Source organism: Thermodesulfobacteriota bacterium (assembly GCA_039028315.1).
In the GTDB taxonomy this organism is placed as follows: Bacteria; Desulfobacterota_D; UBA1144; order Nemesobacterales; family UBA2774; genus CR02bin9.
The window spans coordinates 1-12942 of record JBCCIH010000042.1 but is presented as its reverse complement, the minus strand read 5'-3'; the positions used below and the strand labels follow the sequence as shown (position 1 = coordinate 12942).

The window sequence follows — 12942 nt, the reverse complement described above, 5'->3', positions numbered from 1 at the left end:
CCCTTTACTTTAAGCTGTTTTAGTTTTGACAATAGTTTATCGACTTGCTTTTTGGTAACTTTATGTTTTATCTTGCCTTCGTATGTAGTTCTTTCCTCAAGGCCAAATCTTAGTGAAGGGGGAACAAGGGAAAGTGGGGCATTCCAGAACACATCGTATAGCTCACCCCTGTTTTGTCTGCCAATCTGTATTATATCCTCAAAACCCTTAGTAGTTATTAGAGCAATCTTTGCGCCCTTTCTCTCTAAAAGAGCATTCGTTGCTACAGTAGTGCCATGAACCAAACTTAGATTAAGATCAATATGATCATGCTTATCGCTTATGCCGGCTAGAATTGCCTTTGATGGGTCACTTGGAGTTGAAGGAACTTTATGTATATCTATTTTCTTACCGTCAAAGAAAACAAAATCGGTAAATGTTCCGCCTGTATCAATTCCTATCTGTGTTAGTTTGGACATAGATATTCAGCATATAGCAAATCTATAATTGAATAGTTTCAAAACATATCCAATCTATAAAATACTATCAATGTTTAGGTTCTTTGGTAGGATAGAAACTAAAACTAATACTCGTCCTGACCTACCGGGTATACAACTTTGACTTTTTCTTCTGCAATTTCTCTTAGAGCAGAAACTACGTCTTTGTTGTCAGTTTCGTCAGCTAGCATAGGAGCGCCTTTGACAAGAAGTCTCGCCCTTTTCATTGCTGCAACTGAAAGAGCAAATCTGTTAACAACTTTATCTAAACAATCTTCTATAGTTACTCTTGCCATTAGAAACAACTCCTGTGAATTAGAATATATATTAATATAAGGCATGAAACTCTACATGTAAAGAACTTACTATGTCTTATTTCGAGTATGGATGCTATTATGTTAATATAATCAGCCCTGAGGAAGATTATGGACTTAAATGAGATAAAATTTGACGAGAATGGCCTTATACCTGTAATAGTGCAGGATGAATCCAGCGGACAGGTGCTAATGCTGGCATATGCCAACAAAGAGGCTATTCAAAAAACCATTGATACCGGTAACTCTCACTTTTGGAGCAGGTCTCGTGAGAAACAGTGGATGAAGGGAGAAGAATCGGGGAATGTGCAGGAAATTGTGGAGATATTCTATGACTGTGATGTAGATACTTTTATATACCTAGTTAAACAAAATGGGGTTGCATGTCACACAGGTCAGAGAAGTTGTTTTTACAGATCAGCTGACGGCGATAAAGAAGCACCTGCATTTGGGCCGTCCGAAGATGCTAAAACATTAGATGATGTCTATGAAGTTATACAGGATAGAAAACAAAACCCAAAAGAAGGCTCATATGTAAGCGGGCTATTTGAAAAGGGTCCTAACAAATTTCTCAAAAAAATAGGAGAGGAAGCTGGAGAAGTAATTATTGCGGCAAAAGACGAAGACATTAAAGAGCTAATATACGAAACTGCTGACCTCTGGTTTCACTCAATGGTAGCACTTGCCTACTACGGAATCACCCCAAGTGATATTTATAAAGAATTGGGTAAGAGATTCGGAAAACCAAAAGAAGAATATAGAGAGGAATCTTAATAAATTTTAGGTTAGAGATTTATCATCCTCAACCTCATATAAATCTAACTAATTAGTCGAAATCTACTTTTTTCTGTTTAGCTTTATTTTCTAGATTTACAGGTCTCTTTGCCCTATTTTTCTTAGGCTGATCCTTTTCTTCAATATAATCGCTTAGAAAAGTGTTTTTCCTTACCGAAGGCGGCAAGTTTGAAAGATCAGGCTTTGGCATATCGGTGGATAGATCGCTAGTGAAAGAAAAACTGGATATCACCTTTTCAACTTTCTTGGTATCGCAATGCGGGCACTTAACTTTTTTCTCATCAGCCTCTTCAAAAATGAGCTCGGAGAAACGATAGTTCCCTTGCAGGTTAAAAAATACTAAAAGAGAATCATCGTTTAAATAAAAATCCAAATCTATACATTCCCTGTCTCTTTTCCCCGATTGAGTTACTACCTCTTCCTTATCAAGATCAAAGATACCTATATGATTTATGTAATCGTGGTTTTTTACCAAATCGGAAACGGATTTTTTAGTAAGACTTTTTTCAATCTGTTTTAATGAACTTTCCACGTAACCCCTGCATGTTATGCATTCATATTCAAAAAGCGGCATCTACTTCCTCCTAAATCTATAAATATTATCTATTGAAGTATTGGTTTAGATGTTCCTGACCAACCCAGTCATTTCTCTGCTCTTCATCTTTCATCTCTTTATATTCCATATGATATCTGAGCTCATCACCAGGCCCTGGGGCGCGCTTGCTCTTATCATCAAAAATTGCTTTGAATGTCGAGAAAATTCTGCGAGGTTTTTTGTCTTTACAAACTGGACATTCTACGTCATCTTCGTCACCTTCATCCATAACAAGTGAGCTAAACCTAAAGTCCTTTAGCTCTAGATATAGAATTTTCTTGTCATCAAGCGTATAGCGGAATCTTCTTGGACCTCTGCGGTTACTCTTCTCACCTAAAGCAAATAGCTGTTTATTGGTTTTCCCATCAGTAACTTCTATGTAAAGTATTCCGTCATTGCTTTTTTTAATTTTAGTCGCGTTGGTCTTGGTAAGCTTGGCAACTAAGTCATCAATCGACTTGTTATATCCATCCATACACTTGTCGCATTCATATTCAAATAAAGGCATGTTCTCACTCTCCTAGATTATTAAGCTATTAATAATAACTAAATTTTCAAGTTTGCTCTAGTTCTAGGCTGCAAGTTAGAACTATTTGACAAAGCACAGCCTCAAATCGATACTAGTTTTGAATTCTATTTTGGAGAGCTAAATTGTCAGAGCCAAAAGAACTAATAGTAGATCAAAAAGGCCCGGTATGTACACTGACTTTTAATAGGCCCGAGAAGCGCAATCTGATCACGCCCTCTATGTTAGAGCAGCTAAAGTCAGAGTTAAGTCGCATCGCCTCAGAGGATATTGCCAGATGCATAGTGCTAACCGGTGCTGGCGATAAGGCATTTTCCTCAGGCTATGATATTGGAGCAATTGGCGAGAATGATATGATAGCCCATCATGAAGGCAATCACCCACTTGGAAGGGCATTAAGAGAGATCGAGAATTTTCCATACCCTGTGATTGCAATGATGAACGGACACGCCTTTGGCGCGGGGCTTGAGGTTGCGGTGACGTGCGACATTAGAATCGCAGTTAATAAGTGCATGCTTGGTATGCCGCCTGCAAAGCTAGGAGTTGTGTATTCTCACAGCGGCATGAAAAAGTTCTTAGATCTAATTGGCCCTGGTTATACAAAGGAGATGTTTTTAATAGGTAAGGCTATAACGTCTGAAAGGGCTGCCCAGATCGGGCTTGTAAATTTTATTGTTGACCGTTCAGAGCTTGGAGATTTAACATATGGGATTGTGAGCGAGATTGCAGAGAATGCGCCTCTTTCTCTTAAAACACTTAAGACTATTACTAATACTCTGCAAAAAAAAGAATTAAGTGCAGAAGATGAAAAGTTGATCAGAGACATGACTCTTGAAGTTCAAAATAGTCAGGATTACAAAGAGGGCCAAAAAGCCTTTGCCGAGAAAAGAAATCCTGAGTTTAAGGGCAAATAAAAGAGCGGAGCCTTTATGGAAGAGAACCCCCAGTTATTTGAGATTTTTTTACAAATACAAAGCGGCCTGCCCAGACAAGGCCCTGGCTCCCAGCAGAGCACATTAAAAGCGCTATCCTACTGCGCTGGATTACCGAATGAGGTAGGTGTATTAGACATCGGCTGCGGGCCGGGTATGCAGACTATCACATTGGCAAATGCGCTTAATTGCAATATTATGGCCGTAGATGTAGTTGACGAATACTTGAGCATATTGAAACAAAACGCTCAAAAAGAAAATTTAACGCAGCGCATAACTATCTTAAACAGGGACATGAACGATCTTGGATTTGGGAAGGAGAGTTTTGATCTAATATGGGCAGAGGGGTCTGCATATATAATGGGGTTTGAGAACGCGCTTGATTATTGGAAGACATTTCTAAAACCGGCTAGCTACATAGCCATAAGCGAGCTAGTATGGCTTAAAGACAATCCTCCGGCTGATCTGTCTAATTTTTTCAAGAACGAATATCCGCCAATGACAAACTTAGAGAACAATTTATCGATAATAGAGACTGAGGGATATGAAATAACTGGCCATTTTACCCTCCCTGATAGCGACTGGTGGGATAATTATTACGCCCCCTTAGAAGCCAAACTACCAGCTCTTACTGAACAATTTAAAGATGATAAAGAGGCGCTTAGCATATTAGAAATGACTAGGGCGGAAATTGATATGAGACGCCGATATTCAGATTTCTACGGTTATGAATTTTTTATAGCAAAAAAAGCATAGACTTAATCCCCATATCCAAACTCTTTTATAAGATTGTCCCTCTCACTCCACTTTTCTTTTACTTTAACCCAGAGCTCCAGATAGACCTTAGCTCCTAATATTCTCTCAATATCAGCCCTGGCTAAACTGCCTATCTCTTTTAACATCTCGCCCTTTTTGCCAATAATAATCCCCTTGTGATTTTTCCTCTCAACAAAAATCACAGCTGAAATATTTATTAAATTTCTCTCTGGCTCCTCGTGGAAATCTTCAATCACCACAGCTGTTTGATAGGGTATCTCTTTTTGGGTTAGTCTAAATATCTTCTCTCTAATAAGCTCTGCAACCAAAAAACGCTCTGGCTGATCTGTATACATCTCTTCAGGAAAGTACTTAGGACCCTCTGGGAGATATTCCACAATTTTATCTAGGAGTTCTTGTGTTCCGTCAGCGTTCATAGCAGAGATTGGAATAATGTCAGTGAACTTTTCCTCAAACTCCTTTGATGATTCCAATATTGGCAAAAGCTCGTTCTTTTTAATCGTATCAATTTTATTTACGGCCAAAATAGCTGGCTTTGATAAATTCCCGATGATATATGTGTCCCCTCTTCCAAAGGGCTCCTTTACCTCAACCATGACGACTATCACGTCAGCTTCCTGAACTGCTCCCATTGCAGTTTGCACCATCGCCTTTCCAAGCTTTCCTCTTGCTTTATGAATCCCTGGGGTATCTAGGAAAATGAGCTGTGCATCTGGCAATGTCCTTATGCCAAGAATCCTATTTCTTGTGGTATTAGGCTTGTCAGAGACGGCCGCAATTTTCTCTCCGACAAGAGCATTGATCAGAGTTGACTTGCCTACATTGGGCCTTCCTATAACTGTTATAAATCCTGATTTAAAAGAATTATTCTCACTCATTGTCCTTACAGCTTAAATAATCTAATAAATAATCACAACATACAAAGAAGTCTTGTGTGCAGTTGTAGTCACTATTCTTGCCAAATTGCTTATAAAGGTTAAGATTTTCCGTCTTAAGGAAAATCTTTATAGAGACAAGGAGTAGGATTAATGCTTGAGTTAATGGGAGATTGGGAGAGGTCAAATTACTGCGGCGATCTTAGCACGAATGATCTTGATAAAGAAGTTGTGCTCATGGGCTGGGTTCAGTCCCACAGAGATCACGGCGGGGTGATATTTATTGATCTAAGAGACCGCGAGGGTCTCGTACAAGCAGTTCTAAACCCAGAAATCAGTGTCGATGTTCATAAAAAAGGTGAAGCCATACGTGATGAGTGGGTTATTGCCGTTAAAGGGACAGTTAAAAAGCGCTCTGATGAAACAATTAATCCCAACCTTAAAACCGGCGAAATTGAGGTAATGGCAAGCGAGGTGAGAATTTTAAACACCTCTAAAGTCATACCGTTTCTAATTGAAGAAGACATAAATGTTGATGAACTCTTAAGGCTTAAGTATAGATACCTTGACCTCAGGCGTCCAAGCATGAGGGACAACATCATTACCCGCCACAAAGTTGCCTCAGCTACAAGGGACTATCTAAATGGAGAAGGGTTTTTAGAAATCGAAACGCCATACTTAACAAGATCTACCCCTGAAGGTGCCAGAGATTTTCTTGTACCAAGCAGACTAAACCCGGGTCAGTTCTATGCACTGCCGCAGTCGCCTCAGATCCTAAAACAAACTCTTATGGTATCAGGGTTAGATAAATACTATCAGGTTGTAAGATGCTTTAGAGATGAGGACTTAAGAGCCGACCGTCAACCCGAGTTTACGCAGATTGATGTAGAGATGACCTTTATAAATGAGGACGACATAATAGCTGTAGTCGAGGGAATGTTAAAAGCAATATTCAAAGAAGCAAAAGGCACTGAGATTCAGACGCCGTTTAAGAGAATTACTCATGAAGAAGCTATGCTTAAGTACGGCTCTGACAAACCAGATACGCGCTTTGGGCTTGAGCTTCAAGACATCTCAGAAATATTTAAAGATTCAGAGTTTAAAGTATTTAGCGGCGCTATTAAAAACGGCGGAATTATAAAAGTGCTCAAAGTAGAAGGCGGAGGCGCTGAGCTTTCCAGAAAAGAGATTGACGACTACACAGAGGTTGCAAAAACTCTAGGCGCCAAGGGGCTTGCCTGGATAAGGGTCTCAGACGGCGAGTGGCAGTCTCCGATAGTTAAGTTCTTTAGTGATCAGGAAAAAGATGAGCTTCAAAAAACGCTCGACCTTAAAGACGGAGACATTGTGTTCTTCGGCGCCGATACTCCGCATATTGTAAACCTAGTACTTTCAAATCTAAGACTAAGCCTAGGCGATAGGTTCTCAATGATTGACCATAGCCAATTTGATTTTCTGTGGGTAGTCGATTTCCCACTCTTTGATTTTGATCACAACGAGAAGCGCTATGTCGCAATGCATCACCCGTTTACTTCGCCTCATGAAGAGGACATCGAACTTCTTGACGGGGAGAAGGGAATGATAAGATCAAGAGCGTATGACGTTGTACTTAACGGTGTCGAGATTGGCGGGGGAAGTATCAGGATTTATAGAAAAGATATTCAGGAGAAAATATTCAGCGCAATTGGGCTCACTATGGAAGAAGCTCAAGACAAGTTCGGATTTTTATTGGATGCGCTGGATTTTGGAGCCCCTCCTCACGGTGGAATCGCACTTGGGCTTGATAGGATTGTAATGCTGATTACCGGCGCACAGTCTATTAGAGACGTAATTGCATTTCCAAAAACCCAAAAAGGTCAGTGCCCTCTAACGGAAGCTCCGTCAGAGGTGGATATTAATCAGCTTTTAGAGTTAGGACTAAAGCTGGATATAAAACAAAAAGAAGAAGATAAGTAAGACTACATATCCGGCGCCATTGGAATCTTGCAGTTCCCAAGGGCATGTTCAATCCACTTGTTAGCCTCTTCTTCTGTCTCAAATGTCGCAGACCAAAATGTCTCGTGTCTAAATGTGAAGCTCCAGACCCACCCATCAGCAGGCCTTGCCAGTTTAATTACAAGCACTTGTTTTAGATTTATCCAGCTAAGCTCGCCTTCTGTAGATTTTATTTCGATAAACATAAGCCCTCCATCTTGTGTTCAGTATTATTTGCTTGCTATGCTTTCTATGTTTTTGGGCACTCTTTTGAAAAGACTTATGTGAATTGTATAAACGGCATCATCAGTGTCTGTCTTTACATAATAACTGTCCTCGTCTTTTCTCTTGCCAAATAAAAGGCCCTGAATCTTATCGTCTTCATAAAATCTTATCTCTGTTCCGGGATCGTCCAGACCGTATTTTTCTATACTCTGGGGCCGCTCATCCTGAAATCCAAGTACTTTTGCTCTGGAAAATATCCACAAGAGTTCATCTATTTTCTTTGAGTCGGCAACGATTTGGTCTTCTCCGTCAATAATCCATTGTCCGTTATCAAAAATCAGATCAGCAGAGAATTCGCCGGACCATATGGAAATTCGATTAACTTTGTCTTCATCAAAATTAAATAGACCCCTTTCTCTAAAATCAACACTGCTGAGATCCAAAAACTTATTTAGGTAATTCTCTTCCACCACATAAACAATTTTTTTCTCAGGGTGGTAAACATAAGTTCCAGAACCAACTGGGATTTCGTCTCCAATGATAAAGTGATTGTTATCTTCCTTTGTGATAAGAATTATCTCAGCCTTAGCACTCTCAACACCAAACTGCTCCAGATCAACCTCTTGGGTCGGGACTGTGCCGTAGATCTCCGTGTTCATAACATCATAAAGTAGATTTTGCACAAGATTGCTATCCGCATTTAACTTTTTGTCATCTTCAACCACAAACCATTTATCTTCTTCGTTTTCTAATAATACCCATGATGTTGGATAGTAAACTTCAATAGATAAAACCTCACCTTCCTCTAAAAAAGCATTTTCTTCTGCCGGAATTATATTTGTTTCCTTCTCCCTTTGAGGCAGAAATATAACAATCAAGAGCACAGCAAATACAGCCGCAGTTATAAGCGGGCCTTTAAATTTTTTAAGGAAATAATTCATAGTATTTTCAGTATTTTAGACATGCTACTTAATCCAACACTCCAAGTATTGATTTTATAACACCCTCCTCTTCCACCAGATGGCTATACCAGAAAACAATATCACTGCTGGTATAACAACAACTATAATTATAAATATAATATCTACCTGCTTTGTGGTAATTGTGAGATTACCAGAGTTTAATTTTTTAGGTCTTATTGAGATCAAATTCTCATCACCTGATATCCAGTTTAGGGTATTTAGAAAAAAGTCCCTATTGCCTGAGAACTCAAGAAACACATTAGAGACAAAATCAGCGCTTCCAAAAACTGCGATCCGCCCGTTGTTGCCGTTCTCTCCAATCGCCGCAACTCCAAGGGGCCCTGATCTATCGGTTGCCTCTTTTTGGGCCACGCCCTCATCAAATAGGTCAAAATTAGTTTCAGACCAGCTGTATTCTCCGGTGTTTGCCAACACTGCCGTGTCATAAGATCCGTTTGAAACGTCTATGCTCCTTGAGTAAGGGAAAATTGTAGCAAACCTAAAATCCTCAGTTATCTCGTGATAAGGATAATCAGACACAATTGGAGCTATGTCTCCTCCTCCCTCAAGTTTCGAGCTTGGATCAATCACGACGTCGTCTGAAATATCAAAACCGTAACCGGCTAATATTGATGCTATCTCATTTCCTGCCCTAGGCTCTATCATAAATATTGCCCTTCCGCCGCTATTGAGATAGTTCTTTATGTACTGTATCTCGCTCAAAGAAAAAGCTTGGGTTGGTGCAGCTACCAATAATATTGAATCTTTTATAGGAAGATCATCTCCTCTAAGGATCATAAACTCTGCTACTTCGTAGCCCTCATCTAATATAGTTTTTCTTAAAAGTCCAAGCCCTTGTGCATCTACGCTGTTTCCCATATCTCTTTGACCGTGGCCTGTAAGAATATAAAGTGTCTTTTGAGAATCTCTTGTGAGCTTGAGCAATGCATTTGTTATCTCTTCTTCGGAATTCTTAAGTATTCCACCCGTGATCGGGTCTGTGAGCCTTAGCTTGACCACATTCTCATCTTTTGCCAATACAACGCTTCCATATTCTTTAACACCGTACTTCTTTGCTACAGCGGGCTCTTGATCAGGATTTACAAGTCTTATTTTAATATTGTCATTTCTTCTGGTGTACTCTTTTGCTAAATCCACAAAACCGCTTCTGTCCACCCCTGTCTCCTTATAGAACCCTATAATAATGATCTCATCCTGTACGCTGTTTAGGGCTCTTATAGTTGCCGAAGAGACAGTGTGCAGCTTTCCCTGGGTAACATCAAACCGTATATCAGTTCTAAAAAGCAGATAATTAATTGCCACTATTATACCGATGGTGCTAATAACCGATATAAGTGCTCCCGTGCCGTAAATAAGCCGCCTTTTCCTCATCGCCACCTCTCTGAATCAAGTGCAGTGTGGGTGAGGAACAGGCCTATATAGATCGCTGAAAGGTAATACGCGATATCTTTGAGCTCAATTATGCCTTTGCTAAAATTTGTAAAATGGTTTATCAGTGAGACATATCCAAACACCGAGCTATCCGCATCCGAAGACGCACCGATGAGCCAGAGGAACAGAAGTATGCCAAATGCTATGATTGCAGCCACGAGCTGTGAGCTTGTAAGTGATGAAGCGAATATTCCTATTGCCAGAAATGATGCGCCTAGCAAAAAGAGGCCTAAATAGCTGGATAGCACCATACCGATGTCCGGTGAGCCATGCGCAGTAAGCACTAATATATTAAGCGAGGATAATGCGAGCATGATGATTAACAATATTAGGGCTGCTAGGTACTTTCCTAAAATTATTGAACTCAGTTTAATAGGTGAGGTAAAAAGTAGCTCGGCTGTATGGCTGCTTCTCTCATCTGCAACTAGCCTCATAGTGAGAAGCGGGATAATAAAAAGAAGCACTATGCTCATCGTATCGAAATATGGAATTACGATTACAGTATTTAAGTTCAGTTGTTCTCGTAGGAGCTGAAAGCTGGGATCAAACTGCAGCTGAAGATATCCTTTTAGATTTAGGAAGAATAAAAATGCTGTTATTACCTGGAATACTACTAGTACAACATATGCAAGAGGGGAGGCAAAATATGATCCAAGCTCCCTTTTTAATATAGGATAAACTCCGTTCATCTAATTTCCTTCCGAAGATATTACTCTTAAAAAAACCTCTTCTAAATTATGAGTTACCGGGCGCATTTCTAAAAGTCCCCACCCGTTTTGAAGCACTACTTGGGACAGCTCCTCTCTTATATCAAATCCCATCATCGGTTGAACTATAAATTCCTCATAAGGTCCGTCAGATACTCCCTCTACATTATATAGAGACAAAAGCTTTTCCTTCACATCCGGCCCTTTATGCTTTGTCTTAAGAAGAATACTATCTTTGCCTCCGCTGCTCTTAGCTAGTCTTTCTAAAGACTCCTCAACCAAGAGCTTTCCTTTGTTTATTATTGCCACCTTGGTGCAGATCATGGTTACTTCTGGCAGTATGTGTGTGCTTAAAATTACCGTTCTCTCACTCGAAAGGCCTTTTATCAGCTCTCTTATTTCTATTATCTGCATAGGATCAAGCCCGTTAGTGGGCTCGTCTAAAATCAGCACTGCGGGGTCATTTATAAGGGCCTGCGCAATTCCAATACGCTGGCGGTAGCCTTTAGAGAGATGTCCGATTACCCGCCCGCTTACCTCTGAGATTCCGCATTTTTCCATAACATAGTGAATACTTGAGGACTTTTTAGCCGCGGGAACATTTTTTATCTCTGCTACAAAATTTAGATAGTCTGTGACTACCATATCTTCATATAACGGCGGGTTTTCTGGAAGATAGCCTATATAAGACTTAGCTTCATCGGGGTCTTCAAATACGTCCTTATCGGCAATATAAACGCTTCCCTTAGTCGGCGGCATATAGCCCGTGATGATACGCATCGTCGTGGTCTTACCCGCGCCGTTTGGTCCTAGGAATCCAAGCACATCACCTTTTTGTAATTGAAACGAAATATTGTCTACGGCAATAAGATCACCGTAGTGTTTTGAGACATTTTTAACATGTATCATAGCACTTTTATTTGTGTAGTTTGATGCACTCCATACTATGACATTTACCGATTTTATACTGCAATAATTTTATAGAATAACCGCACTATAATTCTTATCCAAACTATTTATTAACAAGTTTTTGTCATTTATTATTTATAGTAAGAAATCTGCGTTAATTTTGGTGATTGACTTAATGTTTTAAGTGTGATATTAAAGTTGTGTTATTAGGTGTTTGTGATCATATATTGTAAGGGATATGTGATTATAAGTTATTAGGGTTATGTAATTAGGCACAGGGTTATAGAATTAGGTTAAGGTTTGTAAAATTTTTTGGCCAAGGTGGCAAACTTTGCCGGAAATTGTGAACAAATTAGGGAAAATCAATCAAATTAAATTCGGATCTTTTACTCTAAATCAACCGGATTGCTATGTCTATTTAAATCTGCCTGACAATTCCAAAAATTATAAGAGGAGCACAGATGAGTAACCAAGAGATTAGTAACGATGAAAAGCTAGTCCGGGAAGTCCAGAAAAAGTACAGAGAGATGCTCGAAGAAGGTGTTGACCCATATGAGTGGGCATACGCTTGGAGATCTGAGATAAACCGCGGCGGGTTTAAAGCTGTAGATTTTCTAATGCGAGAGATTGTAGAGCCTCAAAAGTGCGTCGGATGCGCTGCTTGCGTAACGATTTGTCCAACAGACGTTTTTGACTACGTTGACGAGCATCCGGTAGATACAAGAAACGACGCCTGTGTGTTCTGCGAACTTTGCGCCGATGTTTGTCCTGTGCTAAGACCCCTCGACAAAGACCTTCAGACTCTCTTGGGTTTCAAACAACCTGTTAAAGACGAAGGCTTTGGCCCATACAACTATGCTGTAATAGCAAGAGCGAAAGATAAAGAATTTTTAGATGGCGGCCAAGACGGCGGCGTAACAAGCGCTCTCTTAGTGCATGCACTTGAGAACGGATCAATTAACGGAGTAGTAACAGGTGATGTTCTTCCGGAAAATCCTCAGGTCGGTGTGCAGAAGCTATGCACAACATCAGACGAAATCAGACAGTGCAGCGGCTCACGCTACACATACTCACCAAACACAGTAGCTCTTACAGAGGCAATGAGAAAAGATGTAAAACCTCTGGCTGTAGTTGGAGTTCCTTGTCAGATAGACGGCGTAAGACAGCAGCAGTTCAGCAGCATCCGTTTAGAAGTTGCCAAATGGTATCAGCAAAACGTTGCCCTCACAATCGGGCTTTTCTGCTCGGAGAGTTTTACTCATGAGCACATAAGCTATATTGCAGAGGAGCTCGGGGTAGATCCTATAGATATCGTAAATGTAAACGTAAAAGGAAAGGTTATCATTGAGCTTAGAGACGGCAGAGAAATAATCATGAAGCTTAAGGATTTTCATCCTTTTGCCCGCCCTGCTTGTCTATACTG

General features: G+C 40.1%; 15 protein-coding genes. 5 read left to right on the top strand and 10 right to left on the bottom strand.

Features of this window, described 5'->3' with window-relative positions; genetic code table 11:
* Positions 1-458 (bottom strand): hydantoinase/oxoprolinase N-terminal domain-containing protein (locus tag AAF462_04180; protein ID MEM7008312.1); only part of this gene is annotated, 458 nt, incomplete at its 3' end.
* A 104-nt stretch (positions 459-562) separates the two neighbouring features.
* A complete protein-coding gene (gene rpoZ / locus AAF462_04175; protein MEM7008311.1) occupies positions 563-772 on the bottom strand; it encodes a DNA-directed RNA polymerase subunit omega in 210 nt (69 codons plus the stop codon).
* 129 nt (positions 773-901) lie between these two features.
* Here rpoZ and hisIE point away from each other — a divergent pair, with 129 nt between their 5' ends.
* Entirely contained in the window at positions 902-1564 is a 663-nt protein-coding gene (gene hisIE, locus AAF462_04170) for a bifunctional phosphoribosyl-AMP cyclohydrolase/phosphoribosyl-ATP diphosphatase HisIE (GenBank protein MEM7008310.1), read from the top strand.
* A 52-nt stretch (positions 1565-1616) separates the two neighbouring features.
* Here the strand turns inward: hisIE and AAF462_04165 are convergent, their stop codons facing one another.
* The gene (locus AAF462_04165; GenBank protein ID MEM7008309.1) at positions 1617-2159 is read right to left on the bottom strand and encodes a hypothetical protein; all 543 of its coding nucleotides are present in this window, start codon (positions 2157-2159) and stop codon (positions 1617-1619) included.
* Positions 2160-2184: 25 nt separating this feature from the next.
* Complete coding sequence (locus tag AAF462_04160) at positions 2185-2688, bottom strand: hypothetical protein (protein MEM7008308.1); 504 nt, start codon at positions 2686-2688, stop codon at positions 2185-2187.
* 143 nt (positions 2689-2831) lie between these two features.
* On the opposite strand from AAF462_04160, the gene AAF462_04155 reads away from it, so the two are divergent.
* Positions 2832-3620 carry an enoyl-CoA hydratase-related protein gene (locus AAF462_04155; GenBank protein MEM7008307.1) on the top strand — a complete coding sequence of 263 codons (789 nt, stop codon included), beginning with the start codon at positions 2832-2834 and terminating at the stop codon, positions 3618-3620.
* 15 nt (positions 3621-3635) lie between these two features.
* A complete protein-coding gene (locus AAF462_04150) occupies positions 3636-4394 on the top strand; it encodes a class I SAM-dependent methyltransferase (GenBank protein MEM7008306.1) in 759 nt (252 codons plus the stop codon).
* 2 nt (positions 4395-4396) lie between these two features.
* Here the strand turns inward: AAF462_04150 and era are convergent, their stop codons facing one another.
* Positions 4397-5293: a GTPase Era gene (gene era, locus AAF462_04145; protein MEM7008305.1), complete on the bottom strand. Its 897-nt coding sequence runs from the start codon at positions 5291-5293 to the stop codon at positions 4397-4399.
* Positions 5294-5443: 150 nt separating this feature from the next.
* On the opposite strand from era, the gene aspS reads away from it, so the two are divergent.
* Positions 5444-7246: an aspartate--tRNA ligase gene (aspS, locus tag AAF462_04140; protein ID MEM7008304.1), complete on the top strand. Its 1803-nt coding sequence runs from the start codon at positions 5444-5446 to the stop codon at positions 7244-7246.
* A 2-nt stretch (positions 7247-7248) separates the two neighbouring features.
* Here aspS and AAF462_04135 read toward each other — a convergent pair whose 3' ends face one another.
* From AAF462_04135 to AAF462_04115, 5 genes are read right to left on the bottom strand one after another with little or no spacing between them, the layout of a single operon-like run.
* On the bottom strand, positions 7249-7470 hold the full coding sequence (locus AAF462_04135; GenBank protein ID MEM7008303.1) for a hypothetical protein: 222 nt from the start codon (positions 7468-7470) through the stop codon (positions 7249-7251).
* A 24-nt stretch (positions 7471-7494) separates the two neighbouring features.
* On the bottom strand, positions 7495-8430 hold the full coding sequence (locus AAF462_04130; protein MEM7008302.1) for a DUF4340 domain-containing protein: 936 nt from the start codon (positions 8428-8430) through the stop codon (positions 7495-7497).
* Positions 8431-8484: 54 nt separating this feature from the next.
* On the bottom strand, positions 8485-9843 hold the full coding sequence (locus AAF462_04125) for a GldG family protein (GenBank protein ID MEM7008301.1): 1359 nt from the start codon (positions 9841-9843) through the stop codon (positions 8485-8487).
* Positions 9840-10592, bottom strand: coding sequence for an ABC transporter permease subunit (locus AAF462_04120; protein ID MEM7008300.1), 753 nt, complete (start codon positions 10590-10592; stop codon positions 9840-9842). Before AAF462_04120 ends, AAF462_04125 begins: the two co-directional genes overlap by 4 nt.
* Positions 10593-11519, bottom strand: a complete 927-nt coding sequence (locus tag AAF462_04115) for an ATP-binding cassette domain-containing protein (GenBank protein ID MEM7008299.1) — start codon at positions 11517-11519, stop codon at positions 10593-10595.
* Positions 11520-11980: 461 nt separating this feature from the next.
* On the opposite strand from AAF462_04115, the gene AAF462_04110 reads away from it, so the two are divergent.
* On the top strand, positions 11981-12942 hold a 962-nt coding region (locus AAF462_04110), incomplete at its 3' end, for a Coenzyme F420 hydrogenase/dehydrogenase, beta subunit C-terminal domain (protein MEM7008298.1).